This is a genomic window from Streptomyces sp. NPDC017056 (genome assembly GCF_044332485.1).
Classification (GTDB): Bacteria; Actinomycetota; Actinomycetes; order Streptomycetales; family Streptomycetaceae; genus Streptomyces.
Genome location: NZ_JBIRPD010000016.1, coordinates 169,241 through 195,132 on the forward strand (window position 1 = coordinate 169,241; position 25,892 = coordinate 195,132).

Here is a 25,892-nt window from a genome sequence, read left to right on the forward strand (position 1 = left end):
ACTGCACTGTGCATGTGACGGGGACACGGGAAACCGGCCCGTGGGCCGGTGCCCGTGTCCGGTGCGCCGCACGGGGTCAGCGGATGGCGAATCCGTCGTAACCGCCGCGCGGAGTGTCCCAGATCTCAGTGACCCCTTCGACGCGCCCGGGCGTGTCACCGGTGCGCAGCCATTCCAGGAGTTCCTCGCAGCGGTCACGGGGGCCTTCGGCGACGACCTGGACCCGGCCGTCACCGAGGTTGAGGGCGAAACCGGCGAGGCCGCCGATGCGCAGGGCGTTGGCCCGGGTGAACCACCGGAAGCCGACACCCTGGACCCGGCCGCGCACCCAGGCGGTCAGACGGACATCTTCGTTCATGTCTGCACGTTAACCGGCCAATTGCTCGGCGAGCACTTCGGCCCCATACGTCATGGCGTACAGTCGCCCGGCAACGAGACTCACCCTTACGAGTGAGGCAAGTTGACGCTCGTGTGACAGAAGGGGGGCCGTGGATGGGCCGCCATCGACGCTCCGTTCCCGCTTCGCCCGAAGCCGCCGGGACCACCGGCCCGGCAGGCGAGCCGGCCGCCGGGACCGCCGCGCACGGCGGCCGCCACCGTGGCCGCCGCCCCGCGCGCGACCGCCGGTCCGCTCCGGTGCGCACCGGGCTGCTGGGCGCCTCGGCCGCCGTGGCGATGGGCGCCGTGGCGGTCGCCTCGGGGCTGCTGCCCGGCGGCGGCCGGTACGACTGGGACGGCGGCGGCGGTACGGGGGCGCGAGCGCGCGCCGACGCGCTGCCGGGCACAGCCGCACGCCCCGCGACGCCCGTGACACCGGCGGACCGCGGCACCGGCCAGGCCAGCCGCGGCGAACCGCGCCCCGGCATCCCGGACCGGGCGCAGCGCCCCACGCCTGCCGTCACCCCCTCGGCCACCCCGTCTCCCCGGCAGCCCGCCACTCCCGCGGACACCGGCTCCGGCGGCGGCCGGACGGACCGCCCGGGGCGTACGGACACGGATCGGCCCCCCTCCCCCACGCCGTCGAAGAGCAGCACGCCGACCGCCTCCGCCGCGCCGGCCACCTCCCCCTCGGCCGCCGAGGCGCAGGTGCTGGACCTGGTCAACGCCGAACGCGCGAAGGCCGGCTGTTCACCGGTGGCCGCCGACCGCCAACTGGGCCGCCTGGCGAGGGACTTCAGCGACGACATGGCCCGCCGCGGCTTCTTCGACCACACCGACCCGGACGGGCGCAGCCCCTGGGACCGCGCCAAGGCGGCGGGCATAGAGGGCCTGGGCGGCGAGAACATAGCCCGCGGCCAGGCCGACGCCCGCGCCGTGATGGACACGTGGCTGCACAGCCCCGGCCACCGTGCCAACATCCTCAACTGCGAGTACAAGACCCTGGGGGTCGGCGCCCACTTCGGCAAGGGCGGCCCGTGGTGGACGCAGGACTTCGGCTTCTGAACCGGGGGCGGGCTCAGCCCTCCTCGGGCAGGCTCTCCCACTCCGCGCTGTCGCGGTAGAGCTCGTAGTCGTGCTCGGCGGCGATCTCCTCGGCGTGGGCACGGCTGCGCACCGTCACCTCGTGCCGTTCGCTGACGACCTCTCCGTGTACGCCGCCTTCTTCGACCACCTCGATCGCGTGTGTCTCGTACACGACGCTGCCGGGCGCCGCCGAGCTCCAGACCAGATGCATGCTCGTCGCCATCGGATCCCAACCTCCGAAGGTATGGCCCCCTGGCTACAGGGTCGCATCTCCATCCGTACGAAAGCACGCGTATGCGGGTGGGTCGGCGTGTACAGCTTTCCGCCTACGGGCGCGGCGGGCGCTGGCAGCGCGGGCAGAAGTAGCTGGAACGGTTCATCCAGGGGCGGCGGCGCACGGCCGTGCCGCAGCGGCGGCACGGCTCGTCCTCGCGCCCGTACGCGTCCAGCGACCGTTCGAAGTAACCCGACTCGCCGTTGACGTTGACGTAGAGGCTGTCGAAGCTGGTGCCGCCGACGGCGAGGGCCGCGGTCATCACGTCCCGGATGTGACCGAGGAGTTCGGCGGTACGGGGGCGGGTGAAGGTCGCGGTGGGGCGCTCGTAGTGCAGCCGGGAGCGCCACAGCGCCTCGTCGGCGTAGATGTTGCCGACGCCGCTGATCAGCGACTGGTCCAGTAGCGCGCGCTTGACGGTGGTCCGGCGGCGGCGCAGCGCCTCGTGGAAGGCGGCGTCGTCGAAGGCCGGGTCGAGCGGGTCGCGGGCGATGTGCGCGATGACGTCGGGGAGCCCGTCGGGGTCGCCCGGCACGGCGTCGTGCAGCGACAGGCCGCCGAAGGTGCGCTGGTCGACGAAGCGCAGTTCGGTGCCGGCGTCGTCGTCGAAGGTGAAGCGGACGCGCAGGTGCTTCTCGTCGGGGGCGTCCTGCGGCTGGACCAGGAGCTGCCCGCTCATGCCGAGGTGGGCGAGGACGGAGAGGCCGTCGGTGACCGGCAGCCACAGGTACTTGCCGCGGCGCCGGGCCTCTCCGATGCGCTGCCCTTTCAGGCGCGTGGCGAAGTCGACGGCGCCCGCGGTGTGCCGGCGGACGGCCCGCGGGTGCAGGACCTCGACGGCGTCGACGGTCCGCCCGCGTACCCAGCGCTCCAGTCCGCGGCGTACGACCTCGACCTCGGGCAGCTCGGGCACGGCTCTCCTCGTCCTCGCAACGGCCGCCGCGGCGGGGCGGCGGTCTCGATACACGTGTACGGATGTACGGACCGGCGGTGCGGCCCCGTAAAGCAGTTCCCGGCCGCCCTCCCCCGTGCGGGGGCGGACGGCCGGGAACGCCGGTGTACTGCGGCCGCTCAGCCGGCGGTGGGCGCCGGCGGCTCCTCGGCCGCCGGAGCGGCTTCGGCCACCGGGGACGGCGCCGCAGCGGCCTGCTTCGCCGCTTCGTCCGCCGCCGCGCGGATCGCCCGCCAGGCGGACTCCGCCGCCTGCTGTTCGGCTTCCTTCTTGCTGCGGCCGGTGCCGGTGCCGTACGAGACACCACCGACGCGGGCAGCAGCAGTGAAGGTCTTCTCGTGGTCCGGACCGGTCTCGCTGACCAGGTACTCCGGGACGCCGAGACCTTCGGTCGCGGTCAGTTCCTGGAGGCTGGTCTTCCAGTCCAGGCCGGCGCCGAGACCGGCGGACTTCTCGATGAGCGGGTCGAAGAGCCGGTGCACCAGCTCGCCGGCCGCTTCGAGGCCCTGGTCGAGATAGACCGCGCCGATCACCGCTTCGAGGGTGTCGGCGAGGATGGATGCCTTGTTCCGGCCGCCGGTACCCTCTTCGCCCCTGCCGAGGCGGATGAAGGCGCCGAGGTCGAGGCCGCGGCCCACCTCGGCGAGCGCGCGCGAGTTGACCACCGCGGCCCGCAGCTTGGCCAGCTGGCCTTCGGGCAGATCGGGGTGGGTGCGGTACAGCGTGTCCGTGACCACCAGGCCGAGCACCGAGTCCCCGAGGAACTCCAGCCGCTCGTTGGTGGGCAGGCCGCCGTTCTCGTACGCGTACGAGCGGTGCGTCAGCGCACGCACCAGAAGGGCGGACTCAAGGTGATACCCGAGCCGCCCTTCCAGAAGCGTGTGGGACGAGGCCGTGTCCGCCGGTGCCGTTTCAGCCCCGCGCTTGCGGGGAGACGTATGGGCGTCTGACATAGAGCCTGTCACCAGCCGATCAGACCTCGAGGACCTGTCGCTTGTTGTAGGTGCCGCAGCTCGGGCACGCGATGTGCTGCTGCTTCGGCTCGTGGCAGCGCTCGCACGCCACCAGGGTGGGGACCGCAGCCTTCCACTGCGACCGGCGGTGGCGCGTGTTGCTGCGCGACATCTTCCGCTTCGGAACAGCCACGGCTACTTCTCCTGCTTCTCGTCGACGCCCGCTTCGGCGCCGCCCATGTTGTCCTTCTCGCCGTCCTGGTCGGTGGCGAGTCCCTGCAGTGCCGCCCAACGGATGTCGACGGCGTCGTGGTGGTGGTCCGGGTCGTCCGCGAGCCGCTCTCCGCACTGGGAGCACAGGCCCGGGCAGTCGTCCTGGCACACCGGCTGCATCGGCAGTGCGAGCACCACCGCATCACGCAGCACGGGTTCGAGGTCGAACAGGTCGTCCTCGAGCAAGAGAGTGTCCTCCTCTTCCTCGGCGTCGTCGCCGGGCTCCGCAGTGCGGGTCCTGGCGTCGGCGTCGGGGTAGGAGAACATCTCCTGGAAGTCCGCCGTGAGCTCACGCTCCAGCGGCTCCAGACACCTTACGCACTCCCCCTGGACCGATGCACGGCCGGTACCTGTGACAAGCACCCCGTCCATGACGGACTCCAGGCGGAAGTCGAGTTCCACCGGCGCGCCCTCGGGCACTCCGATGACCTCGTTGCCGAGGTCCCGGGGGGCCTCGACGGTACGGGAGAGCCGCTGCAGCGCACCGGGACGACGTCCCAGATCGCGCGTGTCGAACACGAGCGGGGAACGGTGGTCGAGGCGGGCGTTGATGGCTTCCTGCTTTCTACGCTGACGTACGAGCCACCCCGTCGCCGAGAGGGCAACCGGGCAGCGCAGATCGCGGACGTACACGCGACCGAAGAGCCAGGATACTGGAACGGTCCCGATAGGCCCAATCCGCTACTGGCGCCCCTCCTCGTACTGCCGCAGCCGGTCCAGGTCGATCATGCTCGTGTCGAAGAGGCTGGTCTCGTCGAGCGCGGCGGGCTGCGCCGCCCGGCCGGCCGGGGCCTGCCCGTGGTGCTGGAGGTAGGCCGCGTCCGGATCGTAGGGCTGCTGCTGGGCCTGGTGCTGGAGCTGCTGTGCCTGCGGGTCCTGCCAGCCGTAGCCGTACGGGTCCTGCTGCGCGTACGAGGTCTGCTGATAGCCGTAGACGTCCTGCTGCTGGTACGCCGGGTCGGTGTAGTAGCCCTGCTGGAGCTCGGGCTGCGCCTGGGGCGGTACGGAGGGCTGCGGCGGGGCCTGCGGCTGCGGCGGCACGGGGTCGGCCAGCTCGGCGAGGCCGGCGAGGTACTCGGCGTCGCCGGTGTGGCCCGGGTGGCGGCCGTCGGGCTGCGTGGCGAGGCCGCCCAGCTCGTCCGTCGGCCGGGCGCCCTGGAGCTTCTGCCGGCCGCGGCCGACCGCTTCCAGGGTCTTGCTCAGCACGGCCTCGAAGGCGCCGAACTTGGCGTCCACGTAGCGGTCGGCACGCTCCTTGAGCGTCTGCGGGTCGGCGCTGCGCTCGGGGGCCTGGACGCCGTCCTCGTCCGCGTAGCCCTCCTCGCCCGGCGCCCGGCCGAGCAGCTTCTCGCGGCCGCGGTCGACCGAGCCGATGGTCTTGGTGAGGACGACCTCGAAGTTGGCCAGCTTGCTGTCGACGTAGTCGTCGGCCTCGGCACGGATCTCCTCGGCCTCCCTGCGGGCCTCGGCCAGGATCCGGTCGGCCTCGGCCTGGGACTGCCGGGCGACCTCGGTGTCGGAGATCAGCGAGCCGCGGTGCGCGTTGGCGGACTCGATGATCCGCTCCGCCTCGGCGCGGGCCTCCTCGACCATCTGCTCCCGGCCGCCGAGCAGCTCCTGCGCCTGCGCGAGCGACCCGGGCAGCGCGGCGCGCACCTCCTCCAGCATGGCGAGCAGCTCGGCGCGGTTGACCACGCACGAGGCCGACATGGGCATGGACCGGGCGCTGCCGACGGTCTGGACGATCTCGTCGAGCTTCTTCTGCACGTCCACCTTGGACTCGCCACTCTCTGGGGTCGGTACGACGGAACGAGGACGACTGTACGTCCACAGCCCGGCGTACCGACACCTGCTGACGGGTGGTCAGCCCGTCACTTGGCACCGAGCCGCTTGGTCAGCTCTTCCAGGACGAAGGGCGGCACGAGGTGGGAGACGTCGCCGCCCCAGGCCGCCACCTCCTTGACCAGGCTGGAGGAGAGGAAGCTGTAGGTGGGGCTGGTGGGGATGAAGAGGGTCTCGACGCCGGAGAGCCCGTTGTTCATCTGTGCCATCTGGAGCTCGTAGTCGAAGTCGCTGACCGCCCGCAGCCCCTTGACGATGGCGGGGATGTCGCGCTGCTTGCAGAAGTCGACGAGCAGGCCGTGGAAGGACTCGACCTCGACGTTGCCGTACTCGGCGGTGGCCTGGCGGATCAGGTCGATCCGCTCGTCGACCGAGAACAGGCCCTTCTTGGCCTGGTTGATCATCACGGTGACGTGCACGACGTCGTAGAGCCTGGAGGCACGGGCAATGATGTCCAGATGCCCGTTGGTGATGGGGTCGAACGACCCCGGACAGACTGCGCGGCGCAACTGAGGTTCCTCGCTCTCCGGTCCGGTCATGACGCGTTTTCGCACGTCGAAGCGGCGCGACCGTACCAAAGCGTCCCCTCGCCGTAGCGCCGGGACCGGATGGGCTCGAACCCGTCCGGCCAGGGGAACGGACCGCCTCTGGTGCTCCGCTCCACGGTGACGAGTGCCTCCTCGGCGCACCAGCCCCGTCGGCGGAGTGTGAGCAGGATCTCCCCAAGATCGCTGTCGGTGACGGCGTACGGAGGATCGAGGAAGAGCACGTCGTACGGCTCGTCCGGGGCCGGCCCCGCGACCACCTGCTCGGCCTTGCCGGGGCGCACCTCGGCGCCCGGCAGGCCGACGGTACGGACGTTGTCGCGGATGGTGCGGACGGCGCGGGCGTCGGCCTCGACCAGCAGGACGTGCGCGGCGCCGCGGGAGAGCGCCTCCAGGCCCACGGCGCCGGAGCCGCCGTACAGGTCCAGCACCCGGGCGCCGGACAGCGTGCCGTCCAGCGACTCCCAGGTGGAGAACAGGCCCTCGCGCGCCCGGTCGGAGGTCGGGCGGGTGCCGTTGCCGGGGGGCACGGCCAGGCGCCGGCCGCCGGCCGCGCCGGCGATCACGCGGGTCATGGGTCCTCGGTCCTTCACGCTGCGGAGGGGAGCGGCCCGCCTGCGCGGGCCGCTCCCCCACCCTATGGCGTCGGGTGGCGCGGGGCCGTGGCGCCCGGCCCGGGGCGCCGGCCCGGGACGCTCAGCCCTTGTCGAGGTACTGCTCGCGCTCGGCGTCCAGGAGGGCCTGGAGGGCGATGCGCAGCTCCGGGTGGCCGGCCAGCTCGGGGTCGGCCGCGACCACCGCGGTGGCCTCCTCGCGGGCGGCCTCGATGACCTGCTCGTCCTCGATGACGGCGAGCATCCGCAGGGACGTACGGGCGCCGGACTGGGCCTGGCCGAGGACGTCGCCCTCGCGGCGCTGCTCCAGGTCGATGCGGGACAGCTCGAAGCCGTCCAGGGTGCCGGCGACCGCGGCGAGCCGGGCGCGCGCGGGGCTCGCCTCCGGCATCTCGCTGACCAGCAGGCACAGGCCGGGCGCCGAGCCGCGGCCCACGCGGCCGCGCAGCTGGTGCAGCTGCGAGACGCCGAAGCGGTCCGCATCCATGATCACCATGGCGGTGGCGTTGGGCACGTTCACGCCGACCTCGATGACGGTGGTCGCCACCAGCACGTCCACCTCGCCGGCCGCGAACCGGCGCATCACCGCGTCCTTGTCGTCCGGGTGCATCCGGCCGTGCAGCACCTCGACGCGCAGCCCGGCGAGCGGGCCCTTCGCCAGCTGCTCCGCAACGTCCAGGACGGCGAGCGGGGGCCGCTTGTCCTCCCCCGCCGCTGCCTCCTCGGCGTCCTTCTTCTTCGCGCCCTTACCCTTCGGCGCCTCCTCCTCGTCACCGATGCGGGGGCACACCACGTACGCCTGATGGCCGTTCCCGACCTCCTCGCGCACCCGCTCCCAGGCCCGCGCCAGGAAGTGCGGCTTGTCCTTGGCGGGCACGACATGGCTGGCGATCGGCGAGCGCCCGGCGGGGAGTTGGTCCAGTACGGAGGTCTCCAGGTCGCCGAAGACGGTCATCGCGACCGTACGGGGAATGGGGGTCGCCGTCATGACGAGCAGGTGCGGCGGCTGCTTGCCCTTGCCGCGCAGCGCGTCCCGCTGCTCCACGCCGAAGCGGTGCTGCTCGTCGACCACGACCAGACCCAGGTCGTGGAATTGGACCTTGTCCTCGATCAGCGCATGGGTGCCGATCACGATGCCGGCCTCGCCCGTGACGAGGTCCAGCAGGGCCTGCCGGCGGGCGGCGGCGCCCATCGACCCCGTCAGCAGCACCACCTTCGTGCCGTGCTCGGCCCCGCCGAGCATTCCTCCCTCGGCCAGCTCCCCCATCATTTCCGTGATGGAACGGTGGTGCTGCTGGGCCAGCACCTCGGTGGGCGCGAGCATCGCCGCCTGCCCGCCGGTGTCCACGACGGCGAGCATGGCGCGCAGGGCGACCATGGTTTTCCCGGAACCCACCTCCCCTTGCAGGAGCCGGTGCATCGGGTGGTCCGTCGCCAGGTCGTCGAAGATCTCGCGGCTGACCTTCTGCTGGCCGTCGGTGAGGGTGAAGGGGAGTTTCGCGTCGAAGGCGTCGAGCAGGCCGCCCGGGGTCAACGGGCGGGGGGTGGCGGGGAGTTGGGTCTCGGCCATGCGGCGGCGGGCCAGCGCCACCTGGAGGACGAACGCCTCGTCCCATTTCAGCCGGGAGCGCGCGTCCTCGATGTCGGCCTTCGTGCGCGGCCGGTGGATCTTCCCCAGCGCGTCCGGGAGCGGCAGCAGGGCCCGTCCCTCGCGCAGCGCCTCCGGCAGCGGGTCGAGTGCCTCCACGGCGCTGGGCAGCACCGCGTCGACGGCCTTGCTGATCTTCCAGGAGGCCATCTGCTGGCAGGCGGGGTAGATCGGCATGAGGCGGCCCGCGAAGGCGTCCACGGCCTCCTCGCCGGACTCGGCGCCCTCGCCTTCCAGCAGCGCGTACTCGGGGTGGGCCAGTTGCAGCTTGCGGTTGAAGACCGAGACCTTGCCCGCGAACATCGCGCGGCGGCCGGGCAGCAGGTCCTTGTGCGGTTTGTGGATGCCCTTGCCGAAGAAGACGAGCTGGAGCCGGCCGCTGCCGTCGGTGAGGGTCACCTCCAGGCGCTGGCCGCGGCCGTTGTTGAATTTCAGCACCCGGGCGTCCGCGACCCGCGCGACGACGGTGACGTGTTCGTCCAGCGGCAGGTCGGAAAGCCGGGTCAGCTCGCCACGCTCCGCGTATTTGCGGGGGTAGTGGTGCAGCAGGTCGCCGACCGTGTGCAGACCGAGATGCTCGGCCATCACCTTCGCGGTGGTGCCACCGAGAATCTTCTTCAGGGGTTCGTCGAGCGCGGACACGCAGACCATTGCACACCACGCCACTGACAACCGGCGGCAGGCCCCGGGATTCCGCCGGGATATACCGGGATTCCGGAGGCTGGCACCGGCCCTGTACGGCTTTCCGTACGGCCTTTCCCGGCGTTATTCGACGCCGATGATGAGGGGCGCGCCGCGCTGCCCGCCCTCGTAGACGACGGTGTCCACGGCCAGGTGGCGTTCCCTTACGTGCCTTTCCAGTCGGGCCGCGAGGGAATCGGGGAGGCCGGCGCCCAGGACGAACGTGACCATTTCCCCGCCCGCGGAGAGCATCCGGTCCAGGACGGCCGCCGCGGTCACGGCCAGGTCGGTGCCGATCACCACCACGTCCCCGTCGATCAGCCCGAGGACGTCCCCTGCCTGGCAGACGCCGGCCATCGTCCAGGACTGCCGTTCGGCGACGGCCAGCTCCGCGTACCGGGTGGCGCCGGCGGCCGAGGTCATCGCCACCACGTCCTCGTCGAAGCTGCGGGCCGGCTCGTGCACGGCGAGCGCGGCGATGCCCTGGACGGCGGAGCGGGTCGGGATCAGGGCGACCCGTACGCCCTCGGTACGGGCCTGCTCGGCCGCCGCTGCCGCGGTGTGCCGCAGTTCGGGGTCGTTGGGCAGCAGCACGACCTCGCGCGCGTGCGCCTGCCGGATCGCCTGGACCAGCTCGCCGCTGGCGGGCGGCTCCCCGGGGCGCACGGTCACCGTGGTCGCGCCGGCCTCGGCGCACAGCCCGGCGAGCCCGTCCCCCGGCACCACGGTCACCACCGCGCGCGCCACGGGCTCCGGCTCGCGGCGGCGGGAGGACCCGGCCCCTTCGGGCGCCCCGAAGTGGGTGATGCGGATCCGGTGGGGGCGGCCCGCCTCGATGCCCGCCTCGACGGCGGCGCCCGCGTCGTCCACGTGGACGTGGACGTTCCACAGCCCGTCCCCGCCGACCACCACGAGGGAGTCGCCGAGCCCGTCCAGCCGGGTGCGCAGCCGGGCCACGGCGGCGTCGTCGGCCTCCAGGAGGTAGATAACTTCGAAGGCCGGGCCGTCCGGGTCCGCGTCGCCGTGCCGCTCCTCGGGGGCGTGCCCGTTCCCGTCCGCCGCCGGGCAGCCTTCGGGCGCCGGGACCGGGGTGTCCGGGCGTACGGCGATCGCCGCCGTCGGGTTCTCCCCCGACAGCGCCCCGGCCAGCGCGCCCAGCAGCGCGACCAGGCCGCAGCCTCCCGCGTCCACGACGCCCGCCCGGCCCAGCACCGCCAGCTGTCCCGGCGTCGCCTCCAGGGCGGTACGCGCCCCTTCGTAGGCGGCCCGCGCCACCGCCGCCGGGCTCCCGTCGGCCCGCTCAGCGGCCTGTGCGGCCACGGTGGCGACCGTGAGCACCGTGCCCTCCACGGGGTGTGCCACCGCTTCGTACGTCGACTCGGCCGCCCGCCGCAGCGCCCGCTTCAGCGCCGCCGCGCCGCCGCCGTCCGCCCGGTCCGCCGCGCCGTCCCCGAGGACTTCGGCCATGCCGCGCAGCAGCTGCGCGAGGATCGTCCCGGAGTTGCCGCGCGCGCCGATCAGGGCTCCGTGTGCCATGGCGCCGACGGCGTCGGACAGGCCCGGCGCGGTTCCGGAGGCGCCGTGCCCGTCGAAGGCGGCCTCGACCGCGCGGGCCGCCGACTCCACGGTCAGGTACAGGTTGGTGCCGGTGTCCCCGTCGGCCACGGGGTAGACGTTGATCGCGTCGATCCGCTCGCGCTCGCGCCCCAGTGCTTGGAGCGCCAGGGCGCACCAGGTGCGTACCGCAGCGGCGTCGAGCGGGTACGGCACCGTCGTCCTCCTCGGCCAGCGGCCCGTCGCGGGCTCGGCTCGGTCATGCGATCCACCGCACAGTAGCCGCGCACGGGCCCGGTGGCCGGGGCGGGGGCCGGAGCGGTCATGGTAGTTTCGTTCTACGGGAGCGGTCGTTGTATGCTGCTCCGGTTGCCCGATGCGAATCGGGCCATTCCTCTCCTGGCGAATCGGGTCGGTTCAATGCACTCCGCTCGTCGGGATTCACCGTAAGTGCATCTGAAGTCTTTGGAGTGACCCGTGGCTGCCAACTGCGACGTCTGCGGCAAGGGGCCGGGCTTCGGCAAGAGCGTTTCCCACTCGCACCGCCGTACCAACCGTCGTTGGAACCCCAACATCCAGACGGTGCGCGCGGTCATCGGGCGCACGCCGAAGCGGCTCAACGTCTGCACCTCGTGCATCAAGGCCGGCAAGGTCTCGCGCTGACGTCATAGTCGTAGCGCAGCCCAGCCGGTTGCCTTAAAGCCGGTCCACCTCGGTGGGCCGGCTTTTTGCCGTGTCCGGGCGCCCGCCTTCGAGGAATCCGGGCGCCCGCCCCCGCGGAGGGCGCCCGCGCCGGGCTAGAGGCCCCGCATCCGCCATCCGTGGTCGACCGGCCCGATCCCCGCGCCCAGGCGGAAGCCGCCCGCGATGGCGCCGGTGACGTACTCCTTGGCCGCCGCGACGGCCTCCGGGACGGTGTCGCCCTTCGCGAGCTGCGCGGCGATCGCGCTGGCGAGCGTGCAGCCGGTGCCGTGGGTGTGCCGGTTGTCGTGCCGGGGGGCGCGCAGCCAGTGCTCCTCGGCGCCGTCCGTGAGCAGGTCGGCGGCGTCGCCCGCCAGGTGGCCGCCCTTGATCAGCGCCCATCGCGGCCCGAACCCGAGGATCGCGGCGGCGGCCCGCGGCATGTCGGCCTCCTCCCGGACCCGTACGCCCGTGAGCTGGGCGACCTCGTCGAGGTTGGGGGTGGCGAGGGTGGCCGTCGGCAGCAGTTTCGTACGGACCGCGTCCAGAGCGGAGGCGGCCAGCAGCGCGTCGCCGTGCTTGGAGACGCCGACCGGGTCGACGACGACCGGCGCCCGCACGCCGGCGAGCAGGCCGGCGACGGTCTCCACCAGCTCCGGCGAGGAGAGCATGCCGGTCTTCACGGCCTGCACGCCGATGTCGTCCACGACGCTGCGGAACTGGGCCCGTACGGCCTCGGCGGGCAGCTCCCACGCGCCCTGGACACCCAGTGAGTTCTGCGCGGTGACGGCGGTCAGCACGCTCATGCCGTGCGTGCCGAGCGCCAGCATCGTCTTCAGGTCGGCCTGGATGCCCGCGCCGCCGCCGGAGTCGGATCCGGCGACGGTCAGGACGCGTGGAGGTATGCGCATACCCGGGAATCTACCCGGGCCCCCGGTCTACTCGGCGTCCTCGTTGTCGCCGAAGTGGTCCCAGCCCGCCTTGGCCCACGGCGCGCCGTCCACCGTGACCTGCGGCAGCGCCGACGGGTTCAGCACCTCGCCGATCACCTTCCAGCGGGCGGGCAGCTTCACGTCCGGCGGGAAGGTCGCCACGATCGCGTGGTCCTCGCCGCCGTTGAGCACCCACTGCATCGGGTCCACGCCGACCGCGGTACCGATGTCGGACATCTGCGTGGGGATGTCGATCTGGCCGGAGCGCAGGTCGATGCGGACCTTGCTGGCGTCGGCGATGTGGCCGAGGTCGGCGACCAGGCCGTCGCTGACGTCGGTCATGGCGGTGGCGCCGAGGCCGGCCGCCGCCGGGCCCGCGTGGTACGGCGGTTCGGGGCGGCGGTGCGCCTCCACGAAGGCGCGCGGGGAGCGGAAGCCCCGGGAGAGGACCGCGTGCCCGGCCGCCGACCAGCCGAGCCAGCCCGTGACGGCGACCACGTCGCCCGGCTGGGCACCGGATCGGGTGACGGGCTCCTGGTTGCGCAGGTCCCCCAACGCGGTGATCGCGACGGTGATGGTGTCGCCGCGTACGACGTCGCCGCCCACCACGGCGGCCCCCGCCACCTGGCACTCGTCGCGCAGCCCGTCCATCAGCTCGGTCGCCCAGGTCGCGGGCAGTTCGGCGGGCACGACGAGGCCGAGCAGGATGGCGGTGGGCACCGCGCCCATGGCGGCGATGTCGGCCAGGTTCTGCGCGGCGGCCTTGCGGCCCACGTCGTAGGCGGTGGACCAGTCGCGGCGGAAGTGCCGCCCTTCGAGAAGTACGTCGGTGCTGGCCACGACCCTGCGGTCCGGCGCGGTGACCACCGCGGCGTCGTCGCCGGGGCCGATCCGTACGGCCGGCGTGGCGGTGAGCCGGGAGGTGAGCTCCCTGATCAGGCCGAACTCTCCCAGCTCGCCCACGGTGCCCTTCATGCTGCTGCCCTTCCGATGCGTACGGACGATCCGTACTGCGCTGCCGATCCGTACTCCACTGCCGCGGGAACGGCCCCCGCTCCCCCTGTGCCGGCGGTCCCCTTTCCGCCGCCGGTCGCGCCGCGCGCCGCGTACCCCGCGCGGGTCTCCCCGGCGCGCGCACCGACGCGGTACCGTGGCGTCCCTTCTTCCCACATGATCCTCGAACCCGCCCTGGAGGTCCCGTGGTACAGGCGTACATCCTGATCCAGACCGAGGTGGGAAAGGCATCGGCCGTAGCGGAAGTGATCGCCAAGATTCCCGGCGTGATCCAGGCCGAGGACGTCACGGGCCCGTACGACGTGATCGTGCGGGCCCAGTCCGACACGGTCGACGAACTCGGCCGCATGGTGGTCGCCAAGGTCCAGCAAGTGGACGGCATCACCCGCACCCTGACCTGCCCGGTGGTCCATCTCTAGCTCCCCGTATGCTCGGCCGGGTGATCTCCTCGTCGCGCCGGCTGCTGGCACCGGCCCTGCTCACCGTGGCATTCGCCGCGGTGAGCTGCTCGTCCTCGGTCCCCACCGCGGCCCCGGCGCCGCAGGGCGAGGCCGCCCGGCAGTGCCGGGCGCTCCGGGAGGAGTTGCCGCGGACCGTGGACGGGCTGGAGCGGGGCACCGCCGAGCCGGTGTCGGACTTCACCGCCGTCTGGGGCGATCCGGCCGTCCGGCTGCGCTGCGGCGTGCCGAAGCCCGCCGTGCTGACGCCTGGAAGTGAACATTACAACCCCGGTGCGGACGCGGCGGAAGTCAACGGCGTCGAGTGGCTCTTCGAGAAGCAGGACGACGGATACCGCTTCACGACCGTACTGCGCAAGACGTACGTCGAGGTGAGCGTGCCGAAGAAGTACGCCCCCGAGGTCGATGTGCTCACCGACCTCGCGGGCGCCGTCAAGAAGACGGTGCCGGCCGGGGTCTGAGATGTCCGGCCGGCCGCGTCAGCGCAGGCCCGTGGAGCGCCGCAGCGCCGCCTGGACCAGCAGGTCGATCAGCTCCGGGTAGCTCACGCCGGTCTCCTGCCACATCCGCGGGTACATCGAGATGGGCGTGAAGCCGGGCATCGTGTTGATCTCGTTGATCACGAACCGGCCGTCGTCCTGGAGGAAGAAGTCGACGCGCGCCAGGCCCTCGCAGGACAGCGCCTCGAAGGCCCGTACGGCCAGCTCCTGGACCTCGGCGGTCTGCTCCGCGGTCAGCGGGGCGGGCACGATGCCGCTGGCCGAGTCGATGTACTTGGCCTCGAAGTCGTAGAAGGCGTGGTCGGAGACGGGCGGGATCTCGGCCGGCAGGCTGCCGCGCGGCCCGTCCGGGAACTCCAGCACGCCGCACTCGATCTCGCGGCCGGTCAGCAGCGACTCCACCAGGATCTTCGGGTCGTGGCGGCGTGCTTCCTCGATGGCCTCGTCCAGGCCGGAGAGGTCGTCGACCTTGGTGATGCCCATGGAGGACCCGGCGCGGGCGGGCTTGACGAAGAGCGGCCAGCCGTGTTCCCCGGCGAAGTCCACGATCTTCTTGCGGGCCGCGGCGCCCTTCTGCCCCTCGGGGCCCTGCTCCCACTCGTGCGGGCGGACGACCTCGTACGGGCCGACCGGCAGCCCGTAGGAGACGAACACCCGCTTCATGTACTCCTTGTCCATGCCGACGGCCGAGGCGAGCACGCCCGAGCCGACGTAGGGTACGCCGGAGAGCTCCAGGAGGCCCTGGATCGTGCCGTCCTCGCCGTACGGGCCGTGCAGGACGGGGAAGACGACGTCGACCTCGCCCAGCGCCTTGGGCACCGAGCCGGGCTCGCCGTAGACGACCTCGCGGCTGGTCGGGTCCGTGGGGAGCTGGACGGCGCCCTCGGCGGACTCGGCCAGGTCCGCCACGCTCGGCAGCCGCCGGTCGGCGAAGACCATCCGCTCGGGGTCGTCGGCGCTCAGGACCCAACGGCCCTCCGAGGTGACGCCGATGGGCAGCACTTCGTACTTCTCGCGGTCGATGGCGGCCAGCACGGCGCCCGCGGTGACCACGGAGACGGCGTGCTCGGAGCTGCGTCCGCCGAACACGACGGCGACGCGGGGCTTGTGGGAGGTGGTCTCGCTGCTCATATCGCGTTGAGCGTACCTGCTGCCCCAGGCGGAGTCAGTGCCGCTCCGGCTTGGCGCTGCGTGACATCAGTTCCTTGAGGGCCACCAGCGGCGGCTTGCCCTCGTGGACGATGTCCACGACCGTCTCGGTGATCGGCATGTCGACGCCGTGCCGGCGGGCCAGGTCCAGCACCGACTCGCAGGACTTGACGCCCTCCGCGGTCTGCTTGGTGACCGCGATGGTCTCCTCCAGCGTCATGCCGCGGCCGAGGTTGGCCCCGAAGGTGTTGTTGCGCGAGAGCGGCGAGGAGCAGGTGGCGACCAGGTCGCCCATTCCGGCGAGCCCGGCGAAGGTGTGCGCGTCGGCGCCCATCGCCAGGCCCAGGCGGGTGGTTTCGGCGAGGCCGCGGGTGATCAGGCTGGCCTTGGCGTTGTCGCCCAGGCCCATGCCGCCGGCCATGCCGACCGCCAGCGCGATGACGTTCTTGACCGCGCCGCCCAGCTCGGCGCCGACCACGTCGGTGTTGGTGTACGGGCGGAAGTACGGGGTGTGGCAGGCGGCCTGGAGGCGCCGGGCCACCGCCTCGTCGGCGCAGGCCACGACCGCGGCGGCGGGCTGCCGGGCGGCGATCTCCTTGGCCAGGTTGGGTCCGGTCAGCACCGCGACGCGCTCGGCCGGGGCCTTGGCGACCTCCTCGACGACCTCGCTCATCCGCTTGGCAGTGCCCAGTTCGACGCCCTTCATCAGGGAGACCAGGACGGTGTCGGCGGGCAGCAGGGGCGCCCAGGCGGCGAGGTTCTCGCGCAGCGTCTGCGAGGGGATGGCCAGAACGGTGAAATCGGCGCCGTGCGCGGCCTCGGCGGGGTCGGTGGTGGCCCGTACGGACGCGGGCAGTTCCGCGTCCGGCAGGTAGTCGGGGTTGGTGCGGCCGGTGTTGATGGCGTCGACCAGGCCCGCTCTGCGGCCCCACATCGTCACCTCGCAGCCCGCGTCACCGAGCACCATCGCGAATGCGGTTCCCCAGGACCCCGTGCCGTAGACGGCGCAGCGCGTCACTTGCCTTCATCCTCCTGTGTCTTCGGTGCCTGGTCGTCCAGTTTCACGCCCTGCTCGTCCAGTTCCCGCGCCCGTTCGGCGGCCTGCCGCTCCCGGCGGGCCCGGCTGCGCCGGACGGCGTCCTTGCGGTGGTCGAACGGCTCGGCGGGCGCCGGCTCGCCGCGCAGCTCGGCCAGCTGCCCGGTGACGGCGGCCATGACCTTCTCGGTCACCGCGCGCAGCACGTCGGCGGTCGGCTCCTTGCCGTAGAACTCGCTCAGGTCGACCGGCGGCCCCGCCTTGACCCGCAGCGTCTTGCGCGGGAAGAGGCGCAGCTTCTTCTCCTTGGCGTAGGGCGGCATCACCTCGTTGGCGCCCCACTGTGCCACCGGGATCACCGGCGCCTTGGTGAGCAACGCCACCCGGGCGGCCCCGGTCTTGCCCTGCATGGGCCACAGGTCGGGGTCCCTGGTGAGGGTGCCCTCGGGGTAGAAGGCGACACATTCGCCCTTGTTGATGGCGGCCACCGCGGCGCGGAAGGCCACGGCGGCGTCGGTGGATTCCCGGTAGACGGGGATCTGGCCGGTGCCGCGCATCATCAGGCCGACAAAGCCGCCCTTGAAGAGGCCCGACTTGGCGAGGAATCGCGGGACCCGGCCGGTGTTGTACTGGTAGTGCGCGTACGAGAGCGGATCCAGATACGAGTTGTGGTTGACCACGGTGATAAATCCGCCGTCGGCGGGAATGTGCTCCATTCCCTGCCAGTCCCGCTTGAACAGAACCAGGAGCGGCGGTTTGCAGATGACCGCGGCCAAGCGGTACCAGAAGCCGATTCTGCGGCGGGACACTGGGACACCCTCCTTGTGGGATCTGCTGAGCTGCTGCGACCCGGCAGCCGCACAAGTGTCGCCCCAGGTACCCGCTATGTCGAGAACACCGTAACCCCGCCGCTGACGGATGTCGGTGACGGCAGGTGAGAATGAGGGCGATGCGAAGTGACGGAGGGGACGCGGGCTGGAGCCTGGTCGTACCCCTGAAACCCCTGGTACGGGCGAAGAGCAGGCTGTCCACTGCGGTGGGCGAGGAGCTGCGGCCCCGGTTGGCACTGGCGTTCGCGCTGGATACCGTGGCCGCCGCGCTGGCCTGCGAAGACGTCGCGGATGTGGCGGTTGTCACGGACGATCCGCTGGCCGGGGAACGCCTGGCGGCCCTCGGGGCGCGCATCGTGGCCGACATTCCGGCCCGGGGCTTGAACGCGGCGCTGGCCCACGGCGCCGACGCGGTACGCGCCCGGCGCGCCGCGGCTCCCGTGGCGGCACTGAACGCCGATCTCCCGGCGTTGCGCCCGGCGGAACTGCACCGGGTACTGTCGGCCGCCGCCGCATTTCCCCGGGCATTTCTCGCGGATGCGGCGGAAATCGGTACGACACTGCTCACCGCGGCTTCCGGGGTGGAATTGGCGCCCGCTTTCGGGGGGCCGTCCCGGGCGCGTCACCTGGATTCGGGAGCTTGCGAGATCGCGCCTGCGGGCGCGGCTTCCGTACGCCGGGACGTGGACACCGGCGAGGATCTGCGGGCCGCGCTGGCACTGGGTGTGGGGCCGCACACGGCGCGCTGCCTGCCGCTGGCACCGGCTTTCGCGGGGTGTGCGCGGGACGTCAGAACGTCTGGAGCGTGACGAGCACGATCCGGCGCCCGTCCTTGTCCCCGCCGCCCGCCTCGCCCTCGACGTCGATGCGTACCCGCTGGCCGGGCCGCAGCAGCCGCAGGCCGCCCGCGTCGAACGCCGCCGCGTCGAAGGGCAGCGGCGTCCCGTCGTCGAGCAGCACGCTGCCGGAACGGGTCTGGTCGTCGTAGGTGTACGCGGTGGCCTGCATGCGGACAGCCTAGACGGCGTGGATACGCCTCGGCCGTACGCCGGGGCCGTAGGATCGCCACGCACCGCGGGCCGGGCTCCCCGGGGGGAGTCCGGCCCGACGCGTGGCGTCGCCGCTGCTGATTACCGCTTGCGGGCGGTGGTCTTCTTGGCGGTGGTCTTGCGGGCCGTGGCCTTCTTGGCCGGGGCCTTCTTCGCCGCCGCCTTCTTCGCGGGCGCGGTCTTCTTGGCCGTCGCCTTCTTGGCGGTGGTGGCGGTGGCCTTCTTGGCCGGGGTGGCCTTCTTGGCGGTGGCCGTGGTCTTCTTGGCGGCCGCCTTCTTCGCCGTGGCGGTGGTCTTCTTCGCCGGCGTCGCCGTCGTCTTCTTCGCCGTGGCGGTGGTCTTCTTCGCCGGCGTCGCCTTCTTGGCGGTGGCCGTGGTCTTCGCCGCGGTCTTCTTGGCGGTGGCCTTCTTGGCCGCGGCCTTCTTCACGGTCGTACGGGTGGAAGTGCCACCGGAGAGGCTGCCCTTGGGGGCCTTCTTGACGGCCACGTCGTTCTTCGGGAGCTTCTTCGAGCCGCTGACCAGGTCCTTGAAGCCCTGACCCGCGCGGAAACGGGGCACCGAGGTCTTCTTGACCCGCACCCGCTCACCCGTCTGCGGGTTGCGGGCGTAGCGGGCCGGGCGGTCCACCTTCTCGAACGAGCCGAATCCGGTGACCGATACGCGGTCGCCGGAGACAACTGCACGGACGATTGCGTCCAGTACCGCGTCCACCGCGTCCGCGGCGTTCTGACGGCCGCCGAGCTTGTCGGCAATGGCTTCTACGAGCTGCGCCTTGTTCACGTCTTCCCCTTCGGAGACATTGCTGGAACGAAAGTGTTCAAGCCTTTTCGCACGTTAGGCAGATATATACCGCAAATCAAACACGAAACGGGCTAATCACCCTTGTGCCGCAACGAACTCGACCTTCACGGAGTTCCGTCGGCGTGCACGTCTTCGGGAAAGCGACCCTCGTCGAGGTCGTTCATGAACCACTCCAGACGCCTTGCCGCGTCCGCCAGATCGTGTTTCGCCGCCGCCGTGATGACGAGCAGCTTCCGGGTCAGCGCCATGCGTACGCCCTCCGGGACTTGCAGTGTCCGCACTCGTGTGTGTGCGTCCTTGAGTCGGTCGGCGACGAGACCGTAGAGCTTGAGTTGGTCGTCGCGTTCCATGCGCTAATTGTGCCATCTGCGGCGAGTTGTCGCTTCACGGGGCCTCAACAGCAGCCTTCACACGCCGATGCGCCCCCTGCCAACTAGCAAGGGGCGCATCGTACGCAATAAGGCTTTGAGCCAAAAAACCCGAGGTCAGACTACTACCGTTTGCGGCTTGAACGACGGCCTGTTCGCCTCGTACGCGGCGATGGCCCCCTCCTCCCGAAGGGTGAGGCTGATGTCGTCCAGGCCCTCCAGCAGCCTCCAACGCGCGTTCTCGTCCAGCTCGAACCCAGCGGTGATGCCCGGCGCCCGGACCTGCCGGCCGACGAGGTCGACGGTGACCTCCGCGGTGGGGTCCGTCTCGGCGAGCTTCTGCAGCGCCTCGACGGTCTCCTGCGGGAGCACGACGGTCAGCAGTCCGTTCTTCAGCGAGTTGCCCCGGAAGATGTCCGCGAAACGCGAGGAGACGACGGCCTTGAAGCCGTAGTTCTGCAAGGCCCACACCGCGTGCTCACGCGAGGAGCCGGTGCCGAAGTCGGGCCCGGCCACCAGGACGGTCGCCCCCCGGTACGCCTCCTGGTTCAGCACGAACCCCGGATCCTTGCGCCAGGCCTCGAAGAGCCCGTCCTCGAAGCCGTCCCGGGTGACCTTCTTGAGCCAGTGGGCCGGGATGATCTGGTCGGTGTCGACGTTGCTGCGGCGCAGCGGCACCGCCCGGCCGGTGTGCGTGGTGAATGCTTCCATCGTTCTCAGACTCCCGCGGGCGTGCGTACGTCGGCGTCGGACAGGTCGGCCGGTGATGCCAGATGGCCGAGAACCGCCGTTGCGGCCGCGACCTGAGGCGAGACCAGGTGGGTGCGGCCGCCCTTGCCCTGCCGCCCCTCGAAGTTGCGGTTGGAGGTCGAGGCGGAGCGCTCGCCGGGCGCCAGCTGGTCGGGGTTCATGCCCAGGCACATCGAGCAGCCGGCGTGCCGCCACTCGGCACCGGCCTCGGTGAAGACCTTGTCGAGCCCTTCCTCGACCGCCTGGAGGGCGACCCGGACCGAGCCGGGGACGACCAGCATCCGTACGCCGTCGGCGACCCGGCGGCCCCGCACGACCTCGGCCGCCGAGCGCAGGTCCTCGATGCGCCCGTTGGTGCACGAACCTACGAAGACGGTGTCCACGCCGATCTCGCGCAGCGGCTGACCCGCCGTCAACCCCATGTATTCCAGGGCCTTTTCGGCGGCGTAGCGCTCCGAAGCGTCTTCGTACGAAGCGGGGTCGGGGACGGCCGCGGAAAGCGGCGCGCCCTGGCCCGGGTTGGTGCCCCAGGTGACGAACGGGGCCAGCTCGGAGGCGTCGACGACGACCTCGTGGTCGAAGGCCGCGCCCTCGTCGGTGCGCAGCGTCTTCCAGTACTCCACCGCGGCGTCCCAGTCGGCGCCCTCGGGCGCGTGGTCGCGGCCCTTGAGGTAGGCGAAGGTCGTCTCGTCGGGGGCGATCATGCCGGCCCGCGCGCCCGCCTCGATGGACATGTTGCAGATGGTCATCCGGGCCTCCATCGAGAGCTTCTCGATGGCCTCGCCGCGGTACTCGATGACGTAGCCCTGCCCACCGCCGGTGCCGATCCTGGCGATGATCGCGAGGATCAGGTCCTTGGCGGTGACTCCGTCGGGCAGTTCGCCCTCGACGGTGACGGCCATGGTCTTGAAGGGCGCCATCGGCAGCGTCTGGGTGGCCAGCACGTGTTCGACCTGGCTGGTGCCGATGCCGAAGGCCAGCGCGCCGAACGCGCCGTGGGTGGAGGTGTGGCTGTCGCCGCAGACCACGGTGGTGCCGGGCTGGGTCAGTCCCAACTGCGGTCCCACTACGTGGACGACCCCCTGCTCGACGTCGCCCAGCGGGTGCAGCCGCACACCGAACTCCGCGCAGTTCTTGCGCAGCGTCTCCAGCTGGGTGCGGGAGACGGGGTCGGCGATGGGCTTGTCGATGTCGAGGGTCGGGGTGTTGTGGTCCTCGGTGGCGATGGTCAGGTCGGTGCGCCGCACCCGGCGGCCGGCCTTGCGGAGGCCGTCGAACGCCTGCGGGCTGGTCACCTCGTGCAGCAGGTGCAGATCGATGAAGAGGAGGTCGGGCTCGCCTTCCGCGCGCCGGACGACGTGGTCGTCCCAGACCTTCTCCGCGAGTGTCCGTCCCATCGCTTTCCCTCCGGCCGGCCGCATTGCCGGCCCAACTCGACTGTGTGCGCAGAGCGTCCGCCCCCGAAACCGGACGTCGTGCCGGGCCCTGGTCGGGGCCGTGACTACAGATTGGCGGCTTCCTGGGAAAATTGAACTTGCGTTTCACACTGTGAGACGTGAGTATCGTTGCATGGACAACTCTAGCGGCGTCGGCGTTCTCGACAAGGCAGCTCTCGTACTGAGCGCTCTGGAGTCCGGTCCGGCCACCCTCGCCGGGCTGGTCGCGGCGACCGGGCTCGCACGACCCACGGCCCACCGGCTGGCCGTGGCACTGGAACACCACCGGATGGTGGCGAGGGACATGCAGGGCCGGTTCATCCTCGGCCCGCGGCTGTCGGAACTGGCCGCGGCGGCCGGCGAGGACCGCCTGCTGGCCACGGCCGGACCGGTGCTCACCCACCTGCGCGACGTGACGGGCGAGAGCGCCCAGCTCTACCGGCGCCAGGGCGACATGCGCATCTGCGTGGCGGCGGCGGAACGGCTGTCCGGACTGCGGGACACCGTCCCGGTCGGCTCCACGCTCCCCATGAAGGCCGGCTCGGCGGCCCAGATCCTGATGGCCTGGGAAGAGCCGGAGCGCCTGCACCGCGGCCTCCAGGGCGCGCGCTTCACGGCCACCGCCCTGTCCGGCGTACGGCGCCGCGGCTGGGCCCAGTCGATCGGCGAGCGCGAGCCGGGCGTGGCCTCGGTCTCCGCCCCCGTACGCGGCCCCTCGAACCGCGTGGTCGCCGCCGTCTCGGTCTCCGGACCGATCGAGCGGCTGACCCGCCACCCGGGCCGGATGCACGCCCAAGCGGTCATCGACGCGGCGGCGCGCCTCAGCGAGGCGCTGCGCCGCACCGGCTGACCAGCGAGAACACCGGCCGGCCTGGGCGGCGCAGGGCGCCCCCGCGAGCGTCAGCCGCGCTGCGGCGCGCTCACGGGGGCGGCTGCCCCGTGAGCGCGCCGGCCGACCGGGGCAACGCCGTACGCGGCCCCGAGTCCGGTCGGCGGCATCGTGTTGTAGATCGTGCTGTACGCCCCCGCAGGCACGACGTACGTCTCGTGCCAGATACCGACTCCCCCCTTGCCGCTCCGCGCGCGGCGGTTGAACGCCGTCCACGCGGGGCGGTGCTGCATGTTCTGCTCCGAGGCGTACGCGTACAGCTTCTCGCGCGACTCCCAGTACTGGATGACGGTGAAGGAGCGCGGCCCGCCGTTCAGCAGCCGGTAGCCGAGCAGCCCCGCGCCCCGCTCACGCGACAGCTCCTTGAGCATCCGCGGCATCCCGAGCCACACGGGCACCCAACTGCGCACGTCCCGGAACTTGTTGACGTGCATCCCGATCAGGAAGACGACCACCTCCTCGTCGGTGTCCACCACCACGCGCCCCGGCACGACCTTGTCACTCACGACTGTCCCCCTGCCTCTCCGGCCTTTGGATAGCGGCGCTATCCATGCTTGGATAGTGACACTCTCCAAAGAAGGGCGCAAGAGGCATGCGACTGGCGGAACTGAGCGAACGCAGCGGGGTACCCGCCGCCACGATCAAGTACTACCTGCGGGAGCGGCTGCTCCCGCCGGGCGAGCGCGTCACCGCCACCACCGCCGAGTACGGCGACGCCCACCTGCGCCGGCTACGTCTGGTGCGGGCGCTGGTCCAGGTCGGCAAGATGCCGGTGGCCACCGCCCGCGAGGTGCTGGCCGCGGTCGAGGACGAGACGCTGGACCACCACATGCGCCTCGGCGCGGCCGTGTGGGCCTTGCCGCACGCCCCAGGGCCCGCGGAGGAGACCCCGGAGACCGCGGCGGCACGCGGGACGGCGGACGAGCTGCTGCACCGCCTGGGCTGGCAGCACGGGCTGGAGACGGGGGCGGCCTCCCCCGCGTACGAAATGCTGGTGAACGCCCTGGCCGCGCTCGCCCGGCTCGGCTACCCGCACGGCGTCGCGAACGTACTGCCGTACGCCCGGATCGCGGGCGAACTGGCCGTCGCCGACCTGGATTTGGTGGAGCAGTTCGAGACGCCCGCCGAGCAGGTGGAGGCCGCGGTGGCGCTGACCGTACTGCTCGAACCGGTACTGCTGAGCCTGCGGCGGCTGGCGGAGGCGGAAGAGTCGCACCGCCGGTTCCGGAGCGGCGCGTGAGCCGGGCCCACCGGCCCCGCGGCCCCATACAGAAAGGCCCCTCCCTACCGGGAAGGGCCTTCCTTATGCGTACCCCCGACCGGATTCGAACCGGCGCTACCGCCTTGAGAGGGCGGCGTGCTAGGCCGCTACACAACGGGGGCTCGCTCTGCAGAACCGCAGTTGACCTGCGATTTCGCGCTGGGCTACCAGGACTCGAACCTAGACTAAATGAACCAGAATCACTCGTGCTGCCAATTACACCATAGCCCATGGTGGTATAGACCAGTACCCCCGACCGGATTCGAACCGGCGCTACCGCCTTGAGAGGGCGGCGTGCTAGGCCGCTACACAACGGGGGCCCTAGCGATCCTTGCGTCGTCACATCCGGGAGCGACCCGAAGGTGACGGAGAGAAAGGATCTGTACCCCCGACCGGATTCGAACCGGCGCTACCGCCTTGAGAGGGCGGCGTGCTAGGCCGCTACACAACGGGGGCCTGGTACTGCATGATCAAGAGACCTTCAGAAGATCTCTTGCTGGGCTACCAGGACTCGAACCTAGACTAACTGAACCAGAATCAGTCGTGCTGCCAATTACACCATAGCCCACCAAAACGCAACTCCTTGCCGGAGTCTTGTTCGGCTTGCGCTTCCCGTCCCGGCCTTTCGGCCCGCCCGGGCGGCGCAGAAAGAACATTACCCGAAGGTGGACGACGCTCCAAAACCGATAAGGCCGCGCACCAGCGAGGGCAGCTCGGCCAGCCCGCCGATCCGCGTCACACCGTCCGGCACCTCGCCCCGCCCCCCGGCCCGGTCCACCCACACCGCGCCCAGCCCGGCGTCCCGCGCGCCGATGGCGTCCACGTCCAGCTTGTCCCCCACGTAGACGACCCGCTCGGGCGCCAGCCCCAGCGCATCACAAGCCGCCCGGAACGCCCCGGCCGCCGGCTTCGCGAACCCCACCTCGTCGGCGCACAGCACCACTTCGAAGCGATCGCGTATGCCGAGCGCCCGCAGCTTGCGGTCCTGGTTACGGACGGACGAGTTAGACAGCACCCCCTGCCGGGCCAGCGGCGCCAGGTCCGTGAGCGCCTGCACGGAGTCCGGAAAGAGCGTCCAGGCGGCCTCATAGAGCGCGACATACCGCCCGAACCAGGCGTCCGCCTCGTCATCACTCAGCGACTCCCCCAGAAACGACCGCGCCCGCTCCCGTCGATGCTCCAGAAACCCCACCTCCCCCGCGAGGAAGCGGGCGAAGGCAACCTCCATGCACTCCCGCCACCGCCCGAGCGCACAATCGGCGTCCGCGAACCGCGCGAGCAGCCCCTCCGCCTCGATGTGGCGCAGCGCCCCCGCCCGGTCGGACCCGGTGTAGTCGAAGAGGGTGTCGTCCACGTCCCAGAGAACGGCCTCGATGGTCATGAGACCGACGGTACCGGCATGGGCCGCACGGGATCTTCGTTTTTGCCCTGCGCACGTCAAGTCCATGGCATCCTGTCGCCCTGCCGGGAACGCCGTCCGCGCCCCGCCGCGATTCAGCGGGGAGTGATCGACCAGTGATCGACATGAAACGTGCTGCCGTGGTGGGCCTGGCCGTCGCCGGCCTGGGCCTCGGAAGCCTGGTGACCGCCGCCCCGGCCTCCGCGAACGGAACGGCCCCCGAGTGCGTGAAGCGCAACGTCTTCACCGTGGTGGTCCGCTACTGGGAGGCGCGCGTAGAGAACACCTGCGGCCGCACGATGCGCGTCCGCGTGGTCGGCTCGCTCGGCCCCTTCGACTGCCACACCCTAAAAAACGGCACCAGCTACCGGCACCACAGCGACTGGGGCAAGTACAAGCGCGTCGAGGTCTGCTGAGGCGCGCGGGCGCGCCGGGGGTGGCGTGGGGGTCCAGGGGCCGGAGTTCGGCCGCCGGGCCCTCGCGCGTGCTCAGCGGTTGGGTACGGGCGCATGGCGCATGTGCGGGCCCGGCGAAGA

At 71.7% G+C, this 25,892-nt stretch carries 31 protein-coding genes and 5 tRNA genes; 8 read left to right on the forward strand and 28 right to left on the reverse strand.

Translation table 11 applies throughout. From position 1 onward, the window contains the following. Positions 1 to 76 precede the first annotated feature (76 nt). Positions 77 to 358 carry an acylphosphatase gene (locus ACH4OW_RS27680; RefSeq protein ID WP_360131219.1) on the reverse strand — a complete coding sequence of 94 codons (282 nt, stop codon included), beginning with the start codon at positions 356 to 358 and terminating at the stop codon, positions 77 to 79. Between the two features lie 134 nt (positions 359 to 492). On the opposite strand from ACH4OW_RS27680, the gene ACH4OW_RS27685 reads away from it, so the two are divergent. Then, entirely contained in the window at positions 493 to 1,443 is a 951-nt protein-coding gene (locus ACH4OW_RS27685; RefSeq protein WP_398030482.1) for a CAP domain-containing protein, read from the forward strand. A 13-nt stretch (positions 1,444 to 1,456) separates the two neighbouring features. Here the strand turns inward: ACH4OW_RS27685 and ACH4OW_RS27690 are convergent, their stop codons facing one another. The 10 genes from ACH4OW_RS27690 to ACH4OW_RS27735 all read right to left on the reverse strand — a co-directional run bounded on the left by ACH4OW_RS27690 (position 1,457) and on the right by ACH4OW_RS27735 (position 11,016). Continuing rightward, positions 1,457 to 1,687: a hypothetical protein gene (locus tag ACH4OW_RS27690; protein WP_360131224.1), complete on the reverse strand. Its 231-nt coding sequence runs from the start codon at positions 1,685 to 1,687 to the stop codon at positions 1,457 to 1,459. A gap of 103 nt (positions 1,688 to 1,790) precedes the next feature. Beyond that, positions 1,791 to 2,651 carry a bifunctional DNA-formamidopyrimidine glycosylase/DNA-(apurinic or apyrimidinic site) lyase gene (gene mutM / locus ACH4OW_RS27695; RefSeq protein ID WP_360131227.1) on the reverse strand — a complete coding sequence of 287 codons (861 nt, stop codon included), beginning with the start codon at positions 2,649 to 2,651 and terminating at the stop codon, positions 1,791 to 1,793. A 158-nt stretch (positions 2,652 to 2,809) separates the two neighbouring features. Next, entirely contained in the window at positions 2,810 to 3,643 is an 834-nt protein-coding gene (gene rnc, locus ACH4OW_RS27700) for a ribonuclease III (protein ID WP_398030483.1), read from the reverse strand. Between the two features lie 19 nt (positions 3,644 to 3,662). Continuing rightward, the gene (gene rpmF, locus ACH4OW_RS27705) at positions 3,663 to 3,836 is read right to left on the reverse strand and encodes a 50S ribosomal protein L32 (protein WP_003951102.1); all 174 of its coding nucleotides are present in this window, start codon (positions 3,834 to 3,836) and stop codon (positions 3,663 to 3,665) included. A gap of 2 nt (positions 3,837 to 3,838) precedes the next feature. Further along, entirely contained in the window at positions 3,839 to 4,435 is a 597-nt protein-coding gene (locus ACH4OW_RS27710; protein WP_398030484.1) for a YceD family protein, read from the reverse strand. Positions 4,436 to 4,597: 162 nt separating this feature from the next. After that, entirely contained in the window at positions 4,598 to 5,689 is a 1,092-nt protein-coding gene (locus ACH4OW_RS27715; RefSeq protein ID WP_360131232.1) for an ATP synthase F0 subunit B, read from the reverse strand. A 98-nt stretch (positions 5,690 to 5,787) separates the two neighbouring features. Then, on the reverse strand, positions 5,788 to 6,267 hold the full coding sequence (gene coaD / locus ACH4OW_RS27720; protein WP_360131235.1) for a pantetheine-phosphate adenylyltransferase: 480 nt from the start codon (positions 6,265 to 6,267) through the stop codon (positions 5,788 to 5,790). Positions 6,268 to 6,293: 26 nt separating this feature from the next. After that, positions 6,294 to 6,878 (reverse strand): 16S rRNA (guanine(966)-N(2))-methyltransferase RsmD, encoded by a 585-nt coding sequence (gene rsmD / locus ACH4OW_RS27725; RefSeq protein WP_360131238.1) that lies wholly within the window; start codon positions 6,876 to 6,878, stop codon positions 6,294 to 6,296. A gap of 121 nt (positions 6,879 to 6,999) precedes the next feature. Next, positions 7,000 to 9,216, reverse strand: a complete 2,217-nt coding sequence (gene recG / locus ACH4OW_RS27730) for an ATP-dependent DNA helicase RecG (protein ID WP_398030485.1) — start codon at positions 9,214 to 9,216, stop codon at positions 7,000 to 7,002. A 114-nt stretch (positions 9,217 to 9,330) separates the two neighbouring features. Then, positions 9,331 to 11,016 carry a DAK2 domain-containing protein gene (locus tag ACH4OW_RS27735; protein ID WP_360131244.1) on the reverse strand — a complete coding sequence of 562 codons (1,686 nt, stop codon included), beginning with the start codon at positions 11,014 to 11,016 and terminating at the stop codon, positions 9,331 to 9,333. A 261-nt stretch (positions 11,017 to 11,277) separates the two neighbouring features. On the opposite strand from ACH4OW_RS27735, the gene rpmB reads away from it, so the two are divergent. Next, on the forward strand, positions 11,278 to 11,463 hold the full coding sequence (gene rpmB / locus ACH4OW_RS27740; RefSeq protein ID WP_003984695.1) for a 50S ribosomal protein L28: 186 nt from the start codon (positions 11,278 to 11,280) through the stop codon (positions 11,461 to 11,463). A 134-nt stretch (positions 11,464 to 11,597) separates the two neighbouring features. Here the strand turns inward: rpmB and thiD are convergent, their stop codons facing one another. Together thiD and ACH4OW_RS27750 are read right to left on the reverse strand one after the other, a co-directional pair. Beyond that, complete coding sequence (thiD, locus tag ACH4OW_RS27745; RefSeq protein ID WP_360131247.1) at positions 11,598 to 12,392, reverse strand: bifunctional hydroxymethylpyrimidine kinase/phosphomethylpyrimidine kinase; 795 nt, start codon at positions 12,390 to 12,392, stop codon at positions 11,598 to 11,600. A gap of 27 nt (positions 12,393 to 12,419) precedes the next feature. After that, positions 12,420 to 13,388, reverse strand: coding sequence for a thiamine-phosphate kinase (locus ACH4OW_RS27750; RefSeq protein WP_360131250.1), 969 nt, complete (start codon positions 13,386 to 13,388; stop codon positions 12,420 to 12,422). A gap of 224 nt (positions 13,389 to 13,612) precedes the next feature. On the opposite strand from ACH4OW_RS27750, the gene ACH4OW_RS27755 reads away from it, so the two are divergent. Then, a complete protein-coding gene (locus tag ACH4OW_RS27755; RefSeq protein ID WP_360131253.1) occupies positions 13,613 to 13,846 on the forward strand; it encodes an Lrp/AsnC ligand binding domain-containing protein in 234 nt (77 codons plus the stop codon). A gap of 8 nt (positions 13,847 to 13,854) precedes the next feature. Continuing rightward, positions 13,855 to 14,346 (forward strand): DUF3515 domain-containing protein, encoded by a 492-nt coding sequence (locus ACH4OW_RS27760; RefSeq protein WP_360131256.1) that lies wholly within the window; start codon positions 13,855 to 13,857, stop codon positions 14,344 to 14,346. Between the two features lie 18 nt (positions 14,347 to 14,364). Here the strand turns inward: ACH4OW_RS27760 and ACH4OW_RS27765 are convergent, their stop codons facing one another. Genes ACH4OW_RS27765 through ACH4OW_RS27775 form a run of 3 tightly spaced genes read right to left on the reverse strand, consistent with a single transcriptional unit; the run spans position 14,365 to position 17,379 of the window. Then, complete coding sequence (locus ACH4OW_RS27765; protein WP_398030486.1) at positions 14,365 to 15,516, reverse strand: D-alanine--D-alanine ligase family protein; 1,152 nt, start codon at positions 15,514 to 15,516, stop codon at positions 14,365 to 14,367. A gap of 34 nt (positions 15,517 to 15,550) precedes the next feature. Beyond that, positions 15,551 to 16,552, reverse strand: a complete 1,002-nt coding sequence (locus tag ACH4OW_RS27770; protein ID WP_398030487.1) for an NAD(P)H-dependent glycerol-3-phosphate dehydrogenase — start codon at positions 16,550 to 16,552, stop codon at positions 15,551 to 15,553. Beyond that, positions 16,549 to 17,379 (reverse strand): lysophospholipid acyltransferase family protein, encoded by an 831-nt coding sequence (locus ACH4OW_RS27775; protein WP_360131265.1) that lies wholly within the window; start codon positions 17,377 to 17,379, stop codon positions 16,549 to 16,551. The genes ACH4OW_RS27770 and ACH4OW_RS27775 overlap by 4 nt, the downstream gene beginning before the upstream one ends. A 140-nt stretch (positions 17,380 to 17,519) precedes the next feature. Here ACH4OW_RS27775 and cofC point away from each other — a divergent pair, with 140 nt between their 5' ends. Then, positions 17,520 to 18,209: a 2-phospho-L-lactate guanylyltransferase gene (cofC, locus tag ACH4OW_RS27780; protein WP_360131267.1), complete on the forward strand. Its 690-nt coding sequence runs from the start codon at positions 17,520 to 17,522 to the stop codon at positions 18,207 to 18,209. Here cofC and ACH4OW_RS27785 read toward each other — a convergent pair. From ACH4OW_RS27785 to leuC, 5 genes are all read right to left on the reverse strand, one after another. Next, the gene (locus ACH4OW_RS27785; RefSeq protein ID WP_360131269.1) at positions 18,190 to 18,408 is read right to left on the reverse strand and encodes a hypothetical protein; all 219 of its coding nucleotides are present in this window, start codon (positions 18,406 to 18,408) and stop codon (positions 18,190 to 18,192) included. The genes cofC and ACH4OW_RS27785 overlap by 20 nt on opposite strands. A gap of 122 nt (positions 18,409 to 18,530) precedes the next feature. After that, positions 18,531 to 19,232: an HU family DNA-binding protein gene (locus ACH4OW_RS27790; RefSeq protein ID WP_360131272.1), complete on the reverse strand. Its 702-nt coding sequence runs from the start codon at positions 19,230 to 19,232 to the stop codon at positions 18,531 to 18,533. Positions 19,233 to 19,357: 125 nt separating this feature from the next. After that, a complete protein-coding gene (locus ACH4OW_RS27795) occupies positions 19,358 to 19,603 on the reverse strand; it encodes a hypothetical protein (protein WP_360131275.1) in 246 nt (81 codons plus the stop codon). Positions 19,604 to 19,738: 135 nt separating this feature from the next. Continuing rightward, positions 19,739 to 20,332, reverse strand: coding sequence for a 3-isopropylmalate dehydratase small subunit (leuD, locus tag ACH4OW_RS27800; RefSeq protein WP_398030488.1), 594 nt, complete (start codon positions 20,330 to 20,332; stop codon positions 19,739 to 19,741). Between the two features lie 5 nt (positions 20,333 to 20,337). Then, the gene (gene leuC, locus ACH4OW_RS27805; protein ID WP_398030489.1) at positions 20,338 to 21,768 is read right to left on the reverse strand and encodes a 3-isopropylmalate dehydratase large subunit; all 1,431 of its coding nucleotides are present in this window, start codon (positions 21,766 to 21,768) and stop codon (positions 20,338 to 20,340) included. A gap of 172 nt (positions 21,769 to 21,940) precedes the next feature. Here leuC and ndgR point away from each other — a divergent pair, with 172 nt between their 5' ends. Further along, positions 21,941 to 22,657, forward strand: coding sequence for an IclR family transcriptional regulator NdgR (gene ndgR / locus ACH4OW_RS27810; protein WP_360131283.1), 717 nt, complete (start codon positions 21,941 to 21,943; stop codon positions 22,655 to 22,657). A 50-nt stretch (positions 22,658 to 22,707) separates the two neighbouring features. On the opposite strand, the gene ACH4OW_RS27815 is transcribed toward ndgR, so the two are convergent. Next, the gene (locus ACH4OW_RS27815; protein WP_398030490.1) at positions 22,708 to 23,202 is read right to left on the reverse strand and encodes a DUF4188 domain-containing protein; all 495 of its coding nucleotides are present in this window, start codon (positions 23,200 to 23,202) and stop codon (positions 22,708 to 22,710) included. Positions 23,203 to 23,288: 86 nt separating this feature from the next. Between ACH4OW_RS27815 and ACH4OW_RS27820 the strand changes: the two genes are divergently transcribed. After that, positions 23,289 to 23,936, forward strand: a complete 648-nt coding sequence (locus ACH4OW_RS27820) for a MerR family transcriptional regulator (RefSeq protein ID WP_360131288.1) — start codon at positions 23,289 to 23,291, stop codon at positions 23,934 to 23,936. A gap of 70 nt (positions 23,937 to 24,006) precedes the next feature. Here ACH4OW_RS27820 and ACH4OW_RS27825 read toward each other — a convergent pair. The 6 genes from ACH4OW_RS27825 to ACH4OW_RS27850 form a co-directional block, all read right to left on the reverse strand. Beyond that, a tRNA-Glu gene (locus ACH4OW_RS27825) sits at positions 24,007 to 24,079 on the reverse strand. 37 nt (positions 24,080 to 24,116) lie between these two features. Further along, positions 24,117 to 24,188: transfer RNA gene (locus ACH4OW_RS27830), tRNA-Gln, on the reverse strand. A gap of 16 nt (positions 24,189 to 24,204) precedes the next feature. Further along, a tRNA-Glu gene (locus ACH4OW_RS27835) sits at positions 24,205 to 24,277 on the reverse strand. 63 nt (positions 24,278 to 24,340) lie between these two features. Further along, positions 24,341 to 24,413, reverse strand: a tRNA-Glu gene (locus ACH4OW_RS27840). Between the two features lie 40 nt (positions 24,414 to 24,453). Beyond that, a tRNA-Gln gene (locus tag ACH4OW_RS27845) sits at positions 24,454 to 24,525 on the reverse strand. An 87-nt stretch (positions 24,526 to 24,612) separates the two neighbouring features. After that, complete coding sequence (locus ACH4OW_RS27850; RefSeq protein ID WP_398030491.1) at positions 24,613 to 25,338, reverse strand: HAD family hydrolase; 726 nt, start codon at positions 25,336 to 25,338, stop codon at positions 24,613 to 24,615. A 143-nt stretch (positions 25,339 to 25,481) separates the two neighbouring features. On the opposite strand from ACH4OW_RS27850, the gene ACH4OW_RS27855 reads away from it, so the two are divergent. Further along, positions 25,482 to 25,772: a hypothetical protein gene (locus ACH4OW_RS27855; protein ID WP_398030492.1), complete on the forward strand. Its 291-nt coding sequence runs from the start codon at positions 25,482 to 25,484 to the stop codon at positions 25,770 to 25,772. Positions 25,773 to 25,892: the final 120 nt, after the last annotated feature.